Here is a 19,320-nt window from a genome sequence, read left to right as displayed (position 1 = left end):
CCGTGCAAAAAAGTTATCCAATGTTTGGTTTACTTTTTATTACAACCTTTTGCTTATGGTAATGTTTGCATTATACCGACTTTCATTCCTATTTATAGTACTTAAGTGTCAAAAAATTCACTCCGTCGACATTTCGACGTCTATTTTCAGGTAATTAGCGTCTGATATAACAACAACTCTCTGTCCATTTTCATAAGTATAGTGACATATATAACTATTACTTTTAATTGCTCCACGAACTTCTAACAACTCGCTCGCCATAATTTTACGTTGCGGGTAGTGGACCGTCAGCCAATAGTCACAATCAAGTGCACCGCTTGCTCTGAAAGGTGATACCAAGCCCCCTTCCGTCATTTTAAGCTCAAAACCATCCATTAACAGCAACTTAGGCTCTCCATGCACGAGCCATGCTTGGCGGTATCTTTGCACACTATCTTGCATCCAAACCTTGGCAAGTTTCGCGCCTGTCTCTTGCGCTTCTTGCTCTATCGGTTTCAACTTTTGTATAAATGCGCCCAGAACAATAACCCCGACGATTCCTGCAAGAATCAACGTTGCTCGGCTTTGATTTTCGACCACGCCGTTAGCCGCCTTTGATGATGTCCAGCATCCCCCACATTGGCAGAAAGATACCGAGTGCCAACACCATAACCATGCCTGCTACAATGACCAAAAGTAACGGTTCTATTCGTGCAGTCAGGGTTTTTAAGTCGTAATCCACTTCACGGTCATAGAAGTCCGAAACTTCCAATAGCAACTCATCAATTCGACCAGTCTCTTCACCGACCGCAATCATCTGAATAACCAGAGGCGTAAAAATCTTACTGTTGATTGCCGTAACTGAAATGGTACTGCCCGCTTCAATGGCCGCTTTCATTTCTAGAATTCGGTTCTCTAAGAACTTATTACCTAGCGCTTCACCAGCCAGTGCTAATGATTGGTTTAGCGGTACACCAGATTTCAACATGAGTGAAAACGTTCGTGCGAACCGCGATAGCTGCGCACGGTTAACTATGTCGCCCACAATAGGCAGTCTTAAACGCAGCTTGTCGAACTTTTCTCGACCATCCGCGGTTGCGACCCAAGATCTAAAAATAACAAACGCACCAATGATCGCGGCAATCAGTAAGCCCCAATAATTCACAAAGAAGTTCGACGTAGCGATCAGAATTCTGGTAGGCAGCGGTAACTCAACACCAAAGCGCGTAAACATGGACGCGAACTCAGGGATTACCAAAATGTTCAAAATAAACATCGCGATGGTGATAAATACGATCACAAAAGTTGGGTAGCGCATGGCGGCTTTGATGCGTTTGCGGGTCTCTAACTCTTGTTCGTAGTAGTTTGCTAGCTGTAGCAAGGCTTGGTCTAGGCGACCGGTGTTTTCACCCACGTTAATCATCGACACGAACAACGGGCTGAACACTTTGGTATGCGGTTGCATCGCGGAAGAAAGGCCGCGTCCGTTACTCAACTCAGCTACCACGTCTTCTAAAGCTTCTTTAAGCTGTTTGTTCTCACAGTTTTGCAGCAGACCACGCATTGAACGTAGCAATGGCACGCCGGCTTTGGTCAAACTAAATAGCTGACGTGAAAATAGGATTATCACTTCAAGCGGAATCGCAGGCACAAGTAACTTAGACAAGCTGACTTTGCTTTTGACCGCTTCTTTTTCTAATCGCAGGTTTAGAGGAATAATCCCCTTATTCATCAATGCTTCCGCTGCCGCTTCGGAATTCACCGCATCGACTTTGCCACTGGTTGATGAGCCGTCTAAGGTGCGGCCTTGATAACGAAAAGTTGGCATTCACTTACCTACATGAAAATTGGGTCGGTTTTACCAGAAGCATCACCCTCGCCAAGGGTCATGACTTCGTCCAAACTCACAGTGCCTTGCAGCGCAAGTTCCATCGCAGAAGCCAATAGCGGCTTGTAGTTTTCTGAGCGACGTGCTGCTTGAGCAAAGCCCACGGCATCATTCGCACGTAGCTTGTCCATCATCTCATGTTCAAGCTCAAGCATTTCAAACACACCAACCCGGCCGCGATAACCTGTCAGGTTACAGTTTTGGCAACCCGCGCCTTTGTGGAAGGTTTGCCCTACTTGATTAGGGAAGCGACCCGCAAGCCACTGCTGACGAGCCTCATCGAGCACATCGGTGGTTTTACAATCTGGACAGACACGGCGAACAAGACGCTGAGCCACAACCGCACGAACAGCACTTGCTACCAAGTAACCAGGCGCGCCCATATCAATCATTCGCAGCGCACTGTCTACCGCATCATTGGTGTGCAAGGTACTCAATACTAAGTGGCCAGTCAGTGCGGCACGAAGGCCAATTTCAACCGTTTCTTGGTCACGCATCTCACCAATAAGGATGATGTCTGGGTCTTGACGTAGGAAGGTACGTAGCACGCGAGAAAACGTTAGATCAATCTTGCTGTTGATCTGCACCTGAGTAATACGCGGTAAGCGGTATTCCACCGGATCTTCTGCGGTGATGATCTTCTTGCCCGGTTCGTTTAATTCACTCAACGCACCATAAAGTGTGGTGGTTTTACCTGAGCCTGTTGGACCAGTAACTAAGATCATTCCGTGTGGGCGAGAAAGCTGACGACGAAGACGAGCAAGTAGCTCAGGCGGCAAACCGGAATCTTCAAGCTTACGCAAACCAGAAGATTGGTTTAGCAAACGCATTACTACTGATTCACCGTATTGCGTCGGCAGCGTCGACATACGAATATCGATCGATTGACCACGAACTTTGATATTGAATCGACCATCTTGAGGTAAGCGCTTTTCAGAGATATCGAGATGCGCCATCAGCTTCAGACGCAATACTAACGCTGAGGCAATGTTCACCTCGTTTAGAAGTGTTTCATGGAGAACACCATCGACACGTTGACGCAAACGTAGCACTTTATCATCGGGCTCAATATGAATATCTGATGCGCCAACTTGAACAGCATCTTCAAACATCGAGTTAACCAGTTTTACAACGGTAACTTCTTCGCTGTCACCTTCATCAATACCGTAATCAAAACCTTCAACATCTTGGTGCTCAGCTTGCAGCTGTTCAGCAAACGACGCGATTTCTTTGGTTCGGCGATAGTAGCGGTCAAAGCTTTCGACTAACTGGCGTTCAGGTGCAATGATAAATTCTAAATCGTACTCACCGAGCAAGTTCATCAATGATTCTTGCGTGAACAGGTCGGCAGGATCGCTCATAGCAACGCGCAGCGTGTCACCATTGCGAGCAACAACCATGGCACGTAAGCGGCGAGCATGCACCTCTGGCAAGATCTGCACAGCATCAGCATCAACAGGCGCACGGCTTAAATCGATCAATGGTAAGCCAAGTTGCTGAGACAAAAACTCCAGCATCTGTTTTTCACTGATAAAGCCAAGATCGATAAGAGCGTCACCTAACTTTTGTCCGGTGCTATGCTGAGCACTCAGGGCTTGCTGGACCTGATCTTCAGAGACAATACCCTCTTCAACCAATAGGTCGCCTAAGCGTTTTCTCAACTGAATTTTCATTGTGCGTTCTCCAGTTGCTTTAAAATATTCAAGCGGTCACGAATAAATGCCTGAGACTGATTCGAAATACCGACTTTGCCCAACGCCTTTTGGTAAGACGCAATAGCCGGAGTAAAGGCAAGTGCTCGCTCTTGTTGAATGGCTAAACCAAGCCACCAGCGGGCGTTTTCTGGCTCACGCTGAGTCAATAGTTGATAGCTTTCTAGAGCAATATCATTTTGTTTCTGCTTTTGAGCAAGTGCGGCTCGCATCGCTAAATAGTCGCGGCTTGGTGTTGGCGGCAAATGCACTAGTGGGCTCAATGCGGCTTCTGGCTGATCTGCTTTTACCAGTAGTTTCGATAGCGCTAGACGTAAAGGCTGATTGTTCGGATCCAGAGAAATGCCTGTTTGCAGAATCTCATAGGCTTTTCGTGTATCACCTTTACCGAAATACAATGCCGCAAGCTTTTGGCGAGCTTCAAGGTTAGTCGGTTGGTAGCGAAGCGCTTCACCAAATGCAGATAATGCAGTTTTCATGTCATTGGCATCCATCGCTTTATCTGCACGGGCCAATGCCTTTTCGGCGAGCTGTTGATGCGTGAGTTCAACCTGCTCAATACGCATTGAACTTTCATGAGAAACGTTCGCAGTTCGGCTGACGCCGTTATTTAGGCTAGCCAGTAAAATAGGCTGCTCTGGAGCAGTGCTTAGTTCTCTTCGCGGAGCAAAATCATCTACTTCTGGTGCGGATTCCACGGCTGGTAATTGCACAGTGACTTTAGGCTTCTCTATTCTTTGCGTGTAAACCACATTATCTAATTGAGGCGTCACCTTATTAGTCGGAGAGTGACTTACTGCAATCACAGGTGATGTTTCTACAACAATGTGATTTACCGAAGCGCCTGAAGTTAAAGGCACTTCTTCTATCGACGTAGGGCCTTGAGAAACCGCCCAACCTCCGACAGCTAAGCTTAAAGAAAAACCTCCTACCAGCCACAGCCATGGTTTGCTTCGAGTAATACTTGGAATTTCCGCCCGAGTTAACTCTGAAGGCGACTCTTTTTCAGCAAGTTCTGATAATGCTTTATTGATGGCACTCAAGGTTGGCTCCATCCCCAAAATCTGGGAGTTTTAAACTTAGGTTTACGCGCATCGAAGGTGTCATGCATTGCAACGTAAACGTGTTGATTCTTTAATAACGTGCAACGGTCATTGAACGCAGTGAGCAGGGCTTTGTGACTGATTTGGTTGATCAGCCTCGGGATTCCCATCGCCGAACGCCAAATCGCTTTCTTCTGCTCAATCGAAAAAATATGCGCGCCGTTGCCGGCTTTGTCTAAACGATTGTTGATATAGGCTACACCCTCTTCAATCGAGAGAGGCCGAAGCTGGCAACTAAACGTAATTCGCTGACGGAACTGTCTTAATTCATGAGTGCCAAGTCGCTCATCCAATTCAGGTTGGCCAAACAAGACCAGTTGAATCAGCTTGTCTTGTTCCGTTTCCAAATTGCCGAATAAGCGCAGCGTTTCCAGAGCTTCTGATGACAATGCCTGTGCTTCATCAACAATCAGTACGGTCTTTTTACCGACCGCATGAATTTGAATTAAACGTTCTTGAATCAAAGAAACGACTTTAAGCGGATCGCTATCTTCAATACCCAACTCACGAGCTACTGCAAACTGTAACTGCTCACCATTTAGGACGGGGTTAGGTAAGTAAACGAGTTCAACTTCAGATTCGATTTGCTCGATTAACTTACGACAAACCATGGTTTTGCCCGTACCAACCTCTCCGGTAACCTTAATCACCCCCTCACCCATTTTGACCGCAGCCATAATGGTTTGAATGGCCTCGTAGTGAGGTACTAACCCAAGAAACATTTCTGTATTTGGGGTCAGTGAGAAAGGTTGAACTCGAAATCCAAAATGCGACAAGTACATAGTCGAATCACAGAACCACGTTTACGACACTCCCAACGCTGATTACTCAGCGTCAGGGAACCACTCTTGTAGCAAATCACGTGAACGCTCTAGCTCTTTCTGCCATGTGTTCACGCCAACAACGGTTGGTTTAAGCAAAATAACCAGCTCTGTTTTTTGCGTCACATTATTGATGTTACGGAACAAATTACCCAGCGCAGGTACATCACCTAGGAAAGGCACTTTCGATACTTGCTCTAGGTTTTGCTGCTTCATCAAACCACCAATCACAACCACATCACCATCTTTAGCACGGATCACCGAATCAGACTCACGAATGGAACTTTTCGCCAGTGGTAATTGAATGTTTTGGAAATCACCACCAAGGTTTAGCTGTTTAATCTCTTCTTCGACTTCAATAACCGCAGGGTGAACGTGTAGGAACACGTTGCCTTTGTTATCGATTTGCGGCGTTACATCCAGAGAAATACCAGAGAAGAAAGGCGTCAGTTCGACTTCAGGAACCGCATTCGAGTTCTCACCGTTACCAGCGTTACTAGAAAGCTCAGTCACGAAGTACTCATCAGTACCCACCTTGATGACGGACTTCTGGTTGTTCGCGGCGGTAATACGAGGACTAGAAAGTACGTTTAGGTCACCTTGTGTCGCCATAAAGCTCATCACAGCTTCAAAGTTACCATCGGAGAAGGTTACATTCGTTTGTCCACCTAGAAGAGTACCAATAGCATCTAGAGGCAGAGTCACTGGATTACGATCAACCACAATACTGCCCGAGTTACCGATGGAGGCAGACATATTTGACCAATTGATACCTTGTTGATAGCCGTCGCTCAATGTTACTTCTAAGATCTTCGCTTCAAGAATGACTTGGCGCTGCATGCGCTCTTGCGACACACCAAGGAACTCACGAACTTCACGGATCTCATCAGGGAAAGCACGTACAGTAATCACACCAGCTTGCGGTGTAACAACAACGCTTTGACCTTTGCCTGAACCAATCAGGTTAGCAACCGCCTGCTGCAGCATTGGCCAGAAATCACTTTCAGTAATAGTCTCAATACGAGTACCGCCGGTTGATGTCGTAGAGCCATCACCATTATTGTTGTTTGAGTCTGATGAGTCAGAATCGTCAGAGCTGCCGCCTGAGTTTGATGTACCTGCTGAGGTTACAGAGCCGGTTACGATGCTTGTTAGCGAGCGACCAGAACGTTTGAACTGAAGGTAATCCACTGGGATTGTTACGGTACGCATACCTGCTGGGTAGATTTGAATTACCTTACCCGACTTCACGACGTCATAACCGTACATGTTTTGCACAACATTCAGCACTTCATCTAGCGTCACATCAGAAAGGTTTACGGTAATATTGCCTTGTACCGCAGGGTGGATCGCCACGCTGTATTCGGTGCCTTTAACCAAAGAAGCAAAAAAGCTACGCGCCTCAACCGCGTTGGCTTGGATTCTAAAACGCTTCAATGTTCCTTGCTGAGACGACATGTTAGCGTCTAGGTTTGGCATAAGATCGGCTTCCACTGAAGATGGAATGTCTTCTAGGGCACGACTGTTTGCTTCATTGATAGATTCATTCAGTGCTTGCTTCACTTCTACTGGATCGCGGTGACCCATAGAACAACCCATTAAGGAAGCAATCATAATTCCTACAACTAATTTGCGCATATCTGATCAGGCTCTGATTATTATTTTTTTACGTTTAAACCAAAAAGCTCTAGTTTCCACTGACGGTTACCACGCTTTAAAGTTACAAATTCACTGTTGATGCTAGCTACTCGGTAGCCATTAAGTTTTGCCCCAGGCTCAACAATACGGTCATTCAAAATCGCAACACAGGGCGTGTTTGGCTTGCAAACAATGCTATTTAGGGTTGGCAGACGATATTGTTTCGCTCTTGGCTTTGCTTGTTCGGTAGCTGGTTTCGTCCAGCCCAGCGGCGCAGTTGGATCTTGGTTCGCCCAACAGCTGCCTGCAATAGAAACAAGTGCCAATGAGATAATGAGTTTCTTAACCACCAATAAACTCCTCTCGTGAACCTAGGGTGTAGACTTCCAATACAAGTTTTGCTTTTGGATAATCTTCGACTTTGTAGCTGAAGCTTCGCCAGTAATAACTTGCAGGCAAGCTTTCAAGTTTTGTTAGGTAATTAGCAATTGCAAAGTAGTCACCGGTAAGTTCCATACGAACTGGGTGCACGTAGTAACCTGAGTATTGCGACGCTTCTTTATCTTCTGTTATCGGCTCCGCAGGCAATGTCTGAAGTGACAATAGGTGAATACCGCTTTGTTGCTCCAATACACTTTCTAACAAGCTCGCCATTTGAGAAGGCGTAATCAAGTGTTCAATAATTTCAGAAAGCTGCATCGATAAGTGCTGACTTTCGGTTAGCAATTGAGAAATAGCCTGATCAATCTCAGCGTTCGGATCTTTCTTTAATTGCGCTTGGATGCGTAAGATCTCGATTTCAGTCTGTTGATTGGTCTGTTTTAAGTTACTTAGCTGTTTGTCATTACTGGTAACTTCATTCAGTTTCGGTTCTAACACCAAGGTAAACAGCAGCATTACGACAGTGACAAGACCACACAAGGCAATCAATACCTTTTCTCGTGCGCTCATCTCATCGAAGCGCTCTTCTAACGAGGACCAGAATTCGTTCATTTCTCTTTGTCTCCACGCGTCTTCAATTCAAAGGTCACAATGTTGTCTTCGTTACGACCAATCTTCACATCATCAAAAGTACGTCCAACAAGGCTTATTTCATTCTTAAATTGACTCACCCAGTTTGGGACTGAGCTTGGCGAACGAGCCAAGCCTTTGAGATCTAAAGTCGTATTGTCGATACGAATTTCAGACAAAGAAATGTTATTGCTGCCAAGTTTTGCAAGAGATTGCATCACGCCGGAGTAACCAGTGCGTTGTGAATCGTCATATTTGCCGACCGCTTTTAGTGAGTCACGTTTTGCCTTCACCTCACGCTCTAAACGTGCTTTCGCCGCCAACTTGTTGGTATCCGGCTGGTGTTTACGCAACTTAGCTTGTTGGCGCGTCAGCTCTGATTTCATGATATCGCCACGACTTTTAACAATCGCGATTTCATCCTCAACGCCTTGGCTCTGCCAAGTAACATAGCCATAAGAGATAAAGATAAATGAAGCAGCAACACCCCAAGAGATAGCAACATTTTTAAGTGTTAACAGGTTCTTCTTCGGTTTAAGGAAGTCTGGATAAAGGTTGACACGTCGAGCACTCGCTGTGGCCGCCGCGGTGTCCGCCAATACATGACCTGATAGCTCATGCTCTTCTGCAAGCAGAGGAGACACCTTGGTGCTTAGACGGTAATTGAGTGATTCAACCAGCTCTTTCTCGTCTTCGTCATCACAACACACTTTCAATTGATGTAACTGGACATGACGCAGTTGAGAAGAGAGGTAATCTATCGATCGTTGCAGTTCCAGTGACAAACTGTCCATTTGTAAGTCACTTGAAGGTACGCCTGTTAATGGTGGCGTCACACTGCGAATGGAACGATGAAATGCAATGGTGTGCTCAACGAATGCGCTAATACGGAAGTGACCGCGCGCACTGCGTTGTAGAAGTAGGAAGTTGCCTAGCTCGCCAGAAGTATCACCCCAGATATCATCCTCAGGAATAATTGCTTCAAGCGTTAATTGAACTCGGTTTGCAAGCAGTACGATCTTGTCGAGGATTTTGCGCGAAAGCACATAAGCTTGAACTTTATTTGAGTTAGGTAACTCTGCGGCATCGGCAATAATGTCGATAGCACGTTCAGAAATAAGTTCTTTTAATAGAAACGGCAACGCCGACGGCCACTCATTGCGCGGCATCGCAGGCTTGTCGATCTGATACATCTGGTAATAGTTGTGAGAAAGCACAACTGCCAACGAGTCGTAAGAACTGGCAGCAACACTGAGTGCTTGCTCACAAGCTCGTTCCCAATTTGATTCTGTGATCTCAAATTTAGATGGTCGACTGCTTTTCGTTGGTGATGATAAATAAACTGCGTCTGGCTGAATGACCAAAAAGCACGTGCGGCCACCAACCGATGACCGCTTGAGCTTATCGAGTACTGCTTTAAAATCCATGATTATTATCTTTATTTTTTTCGCCAGCGATTTCTGCGTCCCAATTTTACTTGAGATTCAGATTGAGAAATGACCGTTGGTTTGGATCTAGGTAGATACTGCTCTTCTGGAGAGAAATAACGTCCCTGCCCGCCATGAACCCCTAATTCGTTCAGGGTGTTCAATTCGTGCTTATTCTCAATTCCCACTGCTATTATTTTTGTTTTGCTGTTTGCGGCCGCACCCAACATACTGCGGACAAACAACTGGTTCTCATGTCTCTGATCGATTTTAGTTACCAAACTGCGATGGAGCTTAAGGTAACGAATGTCCACTTCTTTTAGATAATGGGTACTGACGATCGTGCGTCCAGCTTGCCCAATCATGACGTGACACTCTAAACCGGCCAGCATTTTAGCGACTGGTCGCATAAAGTCTAAGTGTCTTACAAATTGTGCTTCGACAAACTCAAAAGTGAGACACTTTCTTTGCTCTCGTGACAACTGTAAGAGTTCATCACGGAACCATTTGAAATATTCTCGTTGCCCAAAAGGCACAACATGTAAGTTAAGTACATAGCATTTAGAGCTATCAAAGCTATGTTTAAAGTCTTTTAAGAATTTATTAACCACTGCGCGGTCCATCTGCGCTTCATAACCGACTTGTCGAACGGCAGAAATAAAGCGAGAAGCTTTAACAATGCCATTTTCCGGATCACGAATCCGACATGTTAACTCTTCGTGCAAAGGTTTTTTATGCGCCACATCACTTATTGAATAGGCCGATTGTGCGTAGAGTATCACATTTTCAGATGTGAGTGCTGAATCAAATAGCGTACGCCATCTCACACTACCGCGAGCTTCTTCGTCGTGATTCCACTTCTTAAAACGACTCCAGTTGTTATTATTCTGTAACTGAGCACTACGTAATGCGGTTTCAGCTTCATCAATGATTTGGCTATGACGTTCGCCCTCTTTGTACATGGTGATACCGATATGACACCAGTTGTCAGAATCGAGAGGGTAAGGAGGATGAAGCTTTTCTAATTGACGAATACATTGAGACGCCAAGTTTGCGACATCTTTTGCCGCTTGATGAGGTAAGAACAGGGCAAAATCAGCATTGTAGTAGCGTGAGAACACCACATCTGGGTAACGCTGTACAAGGTTAGAAAGTAAGCTACCAACTTCAACAATAAACTCGTCGCAAGTTTGCTTATCTTGCTCTTCTTCAACGGATTTCCAATCTTGAATGCGGATCAGCATCACTGAGCCACGTGCACCACTTTCCAACAGAGCAGATTCAAGCTTACTGTCAAACAACACTCGGTTGGCCGTGCCAGTTAATTTATCGAGAAAAGTTTGCGTACGGATAAAGGTATCGAAGCGACTGCGTTCTTGGCGAGCATCTTGAAGTTCTTCGATCAATACATCTAATGCCTCACTGGCCGTATAAGGCCATTCTCGCTCATCACCTTTTGCGTATTGCTCGACTCGGCCCGCTAAAATCATTCGTCCACGCTCTTCGAGCATTTCCGATCCTGCTAGCTGCTCTTTGAGCCATTTAACACCACGCATTAAACAGAAAATGATCAAAATGACCGCTAGCGTGATCGACCAAAGTGCTTGCATCGAATAGCCGTAACCTAGATACGGAGGAATGGCTTTGAAGTAGATGGTGTAATCTTGGTTATGATTAAGCTGATACTCGTGCTCAAACAAAACGGAATTATCCATCTTATGGGAAGTATCTTTGAAGCGATAAACCACAGCATTGTTGGTTGAGAGCGTCATTTCAACAATGTTGCTTGCTTGCAGCATCTTTGGCATCCAACGTTGCATCGAATACGCTGCGTCAGGATCCTCCATCTCTTTATCAACAACTTCTACTATCCCTTCCAAATAATGGTTGAGATACTCTTGTCCTAGTCGTTTGAAAGAGAGGGTGCCACCGACAAACAAGATAAACATTGCGCAAATAACGATCATGGTGACAAAAGCCACCAGCCGCGTGCTTAGCTTAAGAGTTGGGGTATACCTCATGAATACCAAATTCCTTTTCTATTCATCATATACCTTGTTGAAATATTTATACTTGATAAGCGTTCAGTAAACAATCGCATTCGTGTGAATGTGAGAAGCTGAGGCGGAAAGAAACAAAACATCATTCGATATTTGAGCGTTACTGTCTTTTAATTACAAATTGAAATGATTGAGCCCACGATATAGGCACGAAGATAATAAAAAAGCCGCGAAATTCGCGGCCTTTTAAACTCAATACTGAATCGACTTAGAACGGGATATCATCGTCGAAGTCCATTGGTGGCTCGTTGTATTGCTGCTGTGGTTGCTGCGGAGCCTGTTGTTGTTGCTGAGGAGCATTGTATTGCTGCTGCTGAGCTGGCTGTTGAGGCTGACCCCAACCACCTTGTTGTTGCTGTTGTGGCTGACCACCGCCCATAGGTGCGCCACCTTGAGCACGACCACCAAGCATTTGCATTACGCCATTGAAGCCTTGAACAACAACTTCTGTTGAGTAACGGTCTTGACCACTTTGGTCTTGCCATTTACGAGTTTGAAGCTGGCCTTCAACGTAAACTTGAGAACCTTTACGTAAGTACTCACCTGCTACTTCAGCAAGTTTGCCGAATAACACAACACGGTGCCATTCTGTTTTCTCACGCTGTTCGCCAGTCCCTTTGTCACGCCATGACTCAGAAGTTGCAATTGTGATGTTTGCTACTGCACCGCCATTAGGCATGTAACGAATTTCAGGGTCGTTACCTAGATTCCCCACCAAAATAACTTTGTTAATTCCACGGCTGGCCATGATGTGCTCCGTTTCACTCTGGATCTATATAAAATTTTAGCGCATAAGAATACACGCTTTGATGTTTTGATTAAAGCCTAATCCCCATTGTCTTCTGTGACAACAGTTGGTGGAATCGAAATCTCACTTCAACCTCTAGGCGTAGCATTTTTGATTCGTTTTGCAGACATCGTTTCGCGAACCTTTGAATCTCAACGCATTTCTCCTCCCTTCCTATAGCTCTGAGTGATGATTGATGCCAACGTATCCGCGTTTTCGAACTCAAGAAACTTTACTCAAGGAGATTAAGGCGCGTGAAAAAATCGGCTTATGCGAGAAAACTTTTTCTGATCAGCATGGAAGATGATGCAGTGAAAAAGGTCGAAGCTCTAGAAACATACACTGACATCAACATCCCTGTCATTTCGACTCAAGCTTTGATGGAAGCCAACCCGAAACACCGCAATAAAATCTTGTTGATCGACTTTAGTGAACACAAAGAACTGGTTCAATCGATCAAAAATCTGCCGTTGATCTGGAAAAATTTTGAAACCGTGGTGTTCAATGTACCTAAGCGTTTGACTACGGATGAATTACTCACATTTGGGCAATTGAAAGGCATTTTCTACCAAGATAGTTCTTTAGAACAAATTGGGGAGGGTTTAAAAGAGATCGTAAACGGTCAAAACTGGTTGCCTCGCAATGTGACTAGCCAACTCCTGCATTATTATCGCAATGTCATCAGTACCCACACAGCGCCAGCCACCGTCGATTTGACCATTCGTGAGCTGCAAGTCTTACGCTGCCTTCAAGCGGGTGCCTCAAACAATCAAATGGCGGAAGAGTTGTTCGTTAGTGAGTTCACCATCAAGTCACACCTGTACCAAATTTTTAAGAAGCTCTCAGTGAAAAACCGCGTACAAGCCATTGCTTGGGCTGACCAAAATCTGATGTCATAAAACTAGATGCGCGACACAAATTCACAAAGACATTAGTTGCTCATGCTTCTTTAGGCTCCGATTCTCAGATTTTTTCCTACTTAATTCATGATTCATATGCATCTCTCGTGTTAAAGTTATGCCCAGATTCTTGATTAAAAAATGAGAAAGGATATTCCCCCGATGATTAAAAAATGTCTGTTCCCTGCAGCGGGCTATGGTACGCGCTTCCTCCCTGCGACCAAGTCGATGCCTAAAGAGATGATGCCTGTAGTGAACAAGCCACTGATTGAATACGGTGTAGAAGAGGCGATCCAAGCTGGCATGAACGGCATGTGTATCGTGACTGGCCGTGGTAAGCACTCAATCATGGACCACTTCGATAAAAACTACGAACTGGAACACCAAATCAGCGGCACGAATAAAGAAGAGCTGTTGGTTGATATCCGTGAAATCATCGACTCTGCAAACTTCACTTACATCCGCCAACGCGAAATGAAAGGTCTAGGTCACGCAATCCTAACTGGCCGTGAACTTATCGGCGACGAACCATTTGCTGTTGTACTTGCTGATGACCTTTGTGTGAATGAGCAAGAAGGCGTATTGGCTCAGATGGTCGCACTCTTCAAACAGTTCCGTTGTTCAATCGTTGCTGTTCAAGAAGTTCCAGAAGAAGAAACTCACAAATATGGCGTAATCTCTGGTGAGATGATCAAAGATGACATCTACCGTGTAGACGACATGGTCGAGAAACCAGAGCAAGGCACTGCGCCAAGCAACCTAGCAATCATTGGTCGCTACATCCTGACTCCAGATATTTTCGAGCTGATCGAAAACACGGAACCGGGTAAAGGTGGCGAAATCCAAATCACTGACGCACTACTTAAGCAAGCAAAAGCAGGCTGTGTGTTGGCATACAAATTCAAAGGCCAACGCTTCGACTGTGGTAGCGTAGAAGGCTACATCGAAGCAACAAACTATTGCTTTGAAAACCTATACCTAAAAGACGAAAAGAAGTCTGAGCTAGGCAAACACGCAACTAAGAAAGAAGCGTAATCAACTCAAACTGATTGATGAGAAAGCCCAGCTTAATGCTGGGCTTTTTGTTTACTGTTTTTTTGTCCAGTATTTTCTTTGCACATTTCTCACACTATGTAATACTTGCGTCACTTGGTTATACATAGAGCAAAAACGATGGATAAAATAGAAGTTCGTGGTGCCCGCACCCATAACCTCAAAGACATCAACCTCACTATCCCCCGCGATAAACTGATTGTCATTACTGGTTTGAGTGGTTCTGGTAAATCCTCTCTCGCATTCGATACTTTGTACGCTGAAGGTCAAAGACGTTACGTAGAGTCACTATCAGCTTACGCGCGCCAATTTTTGTCTCTTATGGAAAAGCCAGATGTTGACCACATCGAAGGTTTGTCTCCTGCGATCTCGATTGAGCAGAAATCAACATCACACAACCCACGTTCTACCGTCGGTACCATTACCGAGGTATACGATTACCTGCGTCTACTTTACGCTCGCGTTGGTGAGCCTCGTTGTCCGACGCACCATACGCCTCTAGCCGCTCAAACCATCAGCCAGATGGTCGATAAAGTCTTAGAGTTGCCAGAAGGCAGCAAAATGATGCTGCTTGCGCCTATCGTGAAAGAACGTAAAGGTGAGCATGTTAAGACTCTAGAGAACCTCGCTGCTCAAGGTTTCATCCGCGCACGCATCGATGGTGAAACTTGCGATCTTTCTGATCCTCCACCGCTAGAACTGCACAAGAAACACACTATTGAAGTGGTTGTAGACCGCTTTAAAGTCCGCCCAGATTTGCAGCAACGTTTGGCTGAATCATTCGAAACCACACTAGAACTTTCTGGTGGTATTGCAGTTGTTGCTCCAATGGACGGCTACGGCGAAGAGGTGATCTTCTCAGCTAACTTTGCTTGCCCTATTTGTGGCTACAGCATGCAAGAACTTGAGCCTCGTTTGTTCTCATTCAACAACCCAGCTGGCGCGTGTGGCACTTGTGATGGTTTAGGCGTGCAGCAATACTTTGATCCAAGCCGAGTCATTCAAGATGAAACGCTGAGTTTGGCACAAGGTGCGATTCGAGGTTGGGATCAAAAGAACTATTACTACTTCCAGATGCTGACAGCACTGGCGGATCGTTACGGCTTCGATCTTCACGCACCATTTAACTCTCTACCAAAGAAAACCCAAGACATCATTCTTAAAGGATCGGGGCGTACTGAAGTCGAGTTTAAGTACATTAACGATCGTGGCGATATTCGCGTTAAACGCCATCCTTTTGAAGGGATCCTGAATACACTTGAACGACGTTACCGCGATACTGAATCTAACTCGGTACGTGAAGAGCTTGCGAAATACATCTCTACTAAGTCTTGCTCAAGCTGTGGCGGTACACGTCTGCGCCTAGAAGCACGTAACGTATTCATTGCCGATACGACACTACCGGAAATTGTAGAACTCAGCATCGCCGACGCATTGGAATTCTTCCACTCATTGCAGCTAGAAGGTCAACGCGCCCAAATCGCTGAAAAAGTGATGAAGGAAATCAACGACCGCCTGCAATTCTTGGTTAACGTTGGTTTGAACTACCTCAACTTATCACGCAGCGCAGAAACCTTATCAGGCGGTGAGGCTCAACGTATTCGTTTAGCGAGCCAAATTGGTGCGGGTCTAGTGGGTGTTATGTACGTACTGGATGAGCCATCAATTGGTCTCCACCAGCGTGATAACGAACGTCTATTGAAAACTCTGACTCACCTAAGAGATTTAGGTAACACGGTATTAGTAGTTGAGCACGATGAAGATGCGATTCGTTGTGCTGATCACGTGATCGATATCGGTCCAGGTGCCGGTGTACACGGTGGTAACGTGGTCGCCGAAGGTACGATGGACGAGATCATTGCCAATCCGAACTCATTGACTGGTCAGTACCTCAGTGGCGCGAAAGAGATTGCGGTACCAAAAGAGCGTACACCACGCGATCCAAAGAAAACCGTTGAATTAGTTGGCGCGACAGGTAACAACTTAAAGAATGTCGACCTTTCCGTTCCTGTTGGCTTGTTCAGTTGTATTACCGGTGTATCCGGCTCAGGTAAGTCGACTCTGATCAACGATACCTTCTTTAAGATTGCTCATACCCAGTTGAACGGCGCAACAACGGCGCAACCTTCACCATATAAAGCGATCAAAGGTTTAGAGCACTTCGATAAAGTTATCGACATTGACCAAAGCCCTATCGGTCGTACGCCACGCTCAAACCCAGCTACTTACACGGGAATCTTTACTCCGATTCGTGAACTGTTTGCTGGCACGCAAGAGTCGCGCTCTCGCGGTTACAAACCGGGGCGCTTTAGCTTTAACGTACGCGGAGGTCGCTGTGAAGCGTGTCAGGGTGATGGTGTAATCAAGGTGGAAATGCACTTCTTACCTGACGTTTACGTTCCTTGTGATGTGTGTAAAGGTAAACGCTACAACCGCGAAACACTTGAAGTACGTTACAAAGGCAAGACCATTGATGAAGTATTGGAAATGACGGTAGAAGATGCACGTACTTTCTTCGATCCAGTACCTGCGATTGCTCGTAAGCTGCAAACTCTGATGGATGTAGGTTTGTCTTACATTCGCTTAGGTCAAGCGGCAACTACGCTGTCAGGTGGTGAAGCTCAGCGTGTGAAACTGGCTCGAGAGCTGTCTAAGCGTGATACAGGTAAAACCTTATACATTTTGGATGAGCCGACAACAGGTCTGCACTTCCACGATATCCAGCAGCTACTAACTGTACTGCACCGTCTGCGCGACCACGGAAATACCGTTGTCGTCATCGAACATAACCTCGATGTCATTAAGACGGCAGACTGGATTATCGACTTAGGCCCTGAAGGTGGACAAGGTGGCGGTGAGATCATTGCACAAGGAACCCCTGAAGATGTGTCTCAGATCGAAGGTTCACACACAGCTCGCTTCCTTAAGCCTATGTTGAAGTAGAAAAAACAGGTAAAGTACAAAGACCAGCCATCGCTGGTCTTTTTTCATTCAAAACAACACAATAACTATGGCAACTATACACGTCAGTGGAACCAAGCTTTCCCCAGGTAAAGTGCAAGTTCCTCTTAACCGCAAGTTTCTCATCGCGTTAGCAGCTCTATTTCTGCTCGCGATGCATTTCTTCATGCCAAATCCGGGTGGATCTGGACTAGCTCTGTCTTTCAATGCGACCACATGGATTGCGTTCAGCTTTGTACTCGGTATTGGCTGCTACCAACTTGCGACTAACCGTGTGTTACGTTATTCCAAATTAACAATCGGTCTGCTGATCAGTTGTATCATCATGACGCTGCCCATTTTCTATCCCAACGCGGATAGTATGCTCGCTGCAAATAAGCTGATTGGCCTATGGTGCGGTATGTTGCTCTTCGTCGTACTGCAACAATTCCATTTCAGTAATAAGCATCGCCAACGCTTGTTATGGTTTATTGTCCTTGCTGTTGTTATCGAAGCGATTTTCGGCTTAACGCAATATCTTTATCTTAAACCAGGAAACGTATTTGGATACGACACGGTAGCTAACCGCCCTTATGGCATCTTCCAGCAACCCAATGTCATGGCAAGCTTCCTTGCGACTGGTTTAGTGATTGCTAGCTATCTACTTGCCCGACAACCTTACAAATACTCTCGTAAACTCAGCGATGTTTACCTGTTGTACGCCGTACCTGTACTGACACTGCCTTTGATTGTTGCCCTTGCCTCTCGCACTGGTTGGCTAGCATCCATCATTGCCATTTTGCTAGTGATTCCATACATGTATCGTTTTGCAACACGTGCGCGCTTTGTTCGTTGGGTAATAGCTATGGCAGCAGGTCTAGCTCTGTCGGTTGTGGTAATAAATATTGCCTTTCCAGATGGAAGCGACCTAGCCAGCGAAAAAGTGAACATGGAGTCACCACGTGCTTACACCTTCCCACAAACATTGGACATGGTGATTGAGAAGCCATTCACTGGGTACGGTTACGGCAAGTTTGAGTCAGAATACATGCTATACACAGCGCGTCAGCATGCACTCAATGAAAGCTATCCTGCGGGCTTGCCATCGATGGATCACCCGCACAATGAATTGTTGTACTGGGCGGTAGAGGGCGGATTGTTGCCAATTCTGGGGATCTTTTTGGCAATGGCGTTAGTGCTATATCGCATCTACCAAGCCAAACGCGGTACTCGCTTAGCACTGCTGGCACTGTTTATTCCAATCGTGCTGCACTCGCAATTAGAATATCCCTTCTATCATTCATTGGTGCATTGGCTGATCTTTGTAATTCTGCTTTATTGGGTCGACCAAAGAGTTTCTCGTTACCGCCAAGCACCGTTTAGCAAAGTAACCAAAAGTTTATTGCGAGTATGTAGCCTCGTCATTCCAGCAGTATTTACTTTCTATATGGTTAGCGCATTGCACACCAACTATGTCTTAACCAAGTTTGAAACAACGCGCCCGACCAACCCGGACATCTTGAATCAGGTGACAAATCCTGTGGTTTGGAAAGATCGTTTCGATTGGGATGTATACAGTACTTTCTTAAACATCGGCTTATATAAACAAGATCCAACCTTGATTCAGCCTTACATTGATTGGTCTTTGGAAATCATTAAAGACAAGCCACGCCCAGCGTTTTACAACAACTTGATACTGGCATATCAAGGGTTGAATGACACAAGCAAGGCAGAACAAATTCGTGCAGAGGCACAGTTCTTGTTCCCTAAAATTGATTTCAGTGGCGTCAACTATCAGCCACCTTCTCAAGCTATCTCAGCCTCACCAACACCAACGTCCAGCGCTGAGCAATTGACCCGTCCTGATATGGGTTGACACTTTTTAGTTAAAACGCTCGATGTACTTCATCGGGCGTTTTGTATTTTAGCGCTGTATGAGGCCTCATCTGATTATAGATTTCTACAGACTCTGCGACCATTTTTCTCGCCTGAACTATATCTT

At 45.6% G+C, this 19,320-nt stretch carries 16 protein-coding genes; 4 read left to right on the top strand and 12 right to left on the bottom strand.

Annotated elements, in window-relative coordinates; translation table 11 throughout:
• Positions 1-117: 117 nt before the first annotated feature.
• From QTO06_RS12170 to QTO06_RS12120, 11 genes are all read right to left on the bottom strand, one after another.
• Positions 118-579: an MSHA biogenesis protein MshF gene (locus QTO06_RS12170; protein ID WP_331408265.1), complete on the bottom strand. Its 462-nt coding sequence runs from the start codon at positions 577-579 to the stop codon at positions 118-120.
• A 4-nt stretch (positions 580-583) separates the two neighbouring features.
• Complete coding sequence (locus tag QTO06_RS12165) at positions 584-1,807, bottom strand: type II secretion system F family protein (protein ID WP_045403559.1); 1,224 nt, start codon at positions 1,805-1,807, stop codon at positions 584-586.
• An 8-nt stretch (positions 1,808-1,815) separates the two neighbouring features.
• The gene (locus QTO06_RS12160) at positions 1,816-3,540 is read right to left on the bottom strand and encodes a GspE/PulE family protein (protein WP_103410509.1); all 1,725 of its coding nucleotides are present in this window, start codon (positions 3,538-3,540) and stop codon (positions 1,816-1,818) included.
• The gene (locus QTO06_RS12155; RefSeq protein ID WP_331408263.1) at positions 3,537-4,634 is read right to left on the bottom strand and encodes a tetratricopeptide repeat protein; all 1,098 of its coding nucleotides are present in this window, start codon (positions 4,632-4,634) and stop codon (positions 3,537-3,539) included. The genes QTO06_RS12160 and QTO06_RS12155 overlap by 4 nt, the downstream gene beginning before the upstream one ends.
• Complete coding sequence (locus QTO06_RS12150; protein WP_331408262.1) at positions 4,619-5,464, bottom strand: ExeA family protein; 846 nt, start codon at positions 5,462-5,464, stop codon at positions 4,619-4,621. The genes QTO06_RS12155 and QTO06_RS12150 overlap by 16 nt, the downstream gene beginning before the upstream one ends.
• Positions 5,465-5,506: 42 nt before the next feature.
• The gene (gene mshL / locus QTO06_RS12145) at positions 5,507-7,141 is read right to left on the bottom strand and encodes a pilus (MSHA type) biogenesis protein MshL (protein WP_331408261.1); all 1,635 of its coding nucleotides are present in this window, start codon (positions 7,139-7,141) and stop codon (positions 5,507-5,509) included.
• A gap of 20 nt (positions 7,142-7,161) precedes the next feature.
• Entirely contained in the window at positions 7,162-7,491 is a 330-nt protein-coding gene (locus tag QTO06_RS12140; RefSeq protein ID WP_331408260.1) for an MSHA biogenesis protein MshK, read from the bottom strand.
• The gene (gene gspM / locus QTO06_RS12135) at positions 7,484-8,134 is read right to left on the bottom strand and encodes a type II secretion system protein GspM (protein ID WP_331408259.1); all 651 of its coding nucleotides are present in this window, start codon (positions 8,132-8,134) and stop codon (positions 7,484-7,486) included. Before gspM ends, QTO06_RS12140 begins: the two co-directional genes overlap by 8 nt.
• Positions 8,131-9,579 (bottom strand): MSHA biogenesis protein MshI, encoded by a 1,449-nt coding sequence (locus QTO06_RS12130; RefSeq protein ID WP_331408258.1) that lies wholly within the window; start codon positions 9,577-9,579, stop codon positions 8,131-8,133. The genes gspM and QTO06_RS12130 overlap by 4 nt, the downstream gene beginning before the upstream one ends.
• Before the next feature lie 11 nt (positions 9,580-9,590).
• On the bottom strand, positions 9,591-11,600 hold the full coding sequence (gene csrD, locus QTO06_RS12125; RefSeq protein ID WP_331408257.1) for an RNase E specificity factor CsrD: 2,010 nt from the start codon (positions 11,598-11,600) through the stop codon (positions 9,591-9,593).
• Between the two features lie 247 nt (positions 11,601-11,847).
• A complete protein-coding gene (locus tag QTO06_RS12120) occupies positions 11,848-12,387 on the bottom strand; it encodes a single-stranded DNA-binding protein (protein WP_005438106.1) in 540 nt (179 codons plus the stop codon).
• 293 nt (positions 12,388-12,680) lie between these two features.
• Between QTO06_RS12120 and QTO06_RS12115 the strand changes: the two genes are divergently transcribed.
• The 4 genes from QTO06_RS12115 to QTO06_RS12100 all read left to right on the top strand — a co-directional run bounded on the left by QTO06_RS12115 (position 12,681) and on the right by QTO06_RS12100 (position 19,194).
• Entirely contained in the window at positions 12,681-13,325 is a 645-nt protein-coding gene (locus QTO06_RS12115; protein WP_331408255.1) for a LuxR C-terminal-related transcriptional regulator, read from the top strand.
• 162 nt (positions 13,326-13,487) lie between these two features.
• The gene (gene galU, locus QTO06_RS12110) at positions 13,488-14,360 is read left to right on the top strand and encodes a UTP--glucose-1-phosphate uridylyltransferase GalU (RefSeq protein ID WP_038864585.1); all 873 of its coding nucleotides are present in this window, start codon (positions 13,488-13,490) and stop codon (positions 14,358-14,360) included.
• 138 nt (positions 14,361-14,498) lie between these two features.
• On the top strand, positions 14,499-17,321 hold the full coding sequence (gene uvrA, locus QTO06_RS12105) for an excinuclease ABC subunit UvrA (RefSeq protein WP_331408253.1): 2,823 nt from the start codon (positions 14,499-14,501) through the stop codon (positions 17,319-17,321).
• A gap of 67 nt (positions 17,322-17,388) precedes the next feature.
• The gene (locus QTO06_RS12100; protein ID WP_331408251.1) at positions 17,389-19,194 is read left to right on the top strand and encodes a PglL family O-oligosaccharyltransferase; all 1,806 of its coding nucleotides are present in this window, start codon (positions 17,389-17,391) and stop codon (positions 19,192-19,194) included.
• Between the two features lie 10 nt (positions 19,195-19,204).
• Here the strand turns inward: QTO06_RS12100 and QTO06_RS12095 are convergent.
• On the bottom strand, positions 19,205-19,320 hold a 116-nt coding region (locus tag QTO06_RS12095; RefSeq protein ID WP_331407074.1), incomplete at its 5' end, for an integrase core domain-containing protein.

Origin of the sequence: Vibrio sp. M260121 (assembly GCF_036533715.1) — a bacterium.
Lineage (GTDB): Bacteria > Pseudomonadota > Gammaproteobacteria > Enterobacterales > Vibrionaceae > Vibrio.
The sequence above is the reverse complement of the archived record's forward strand: the minus strand, read 5'-3'. Positions and strand labels throughout refer to the sequence as shown.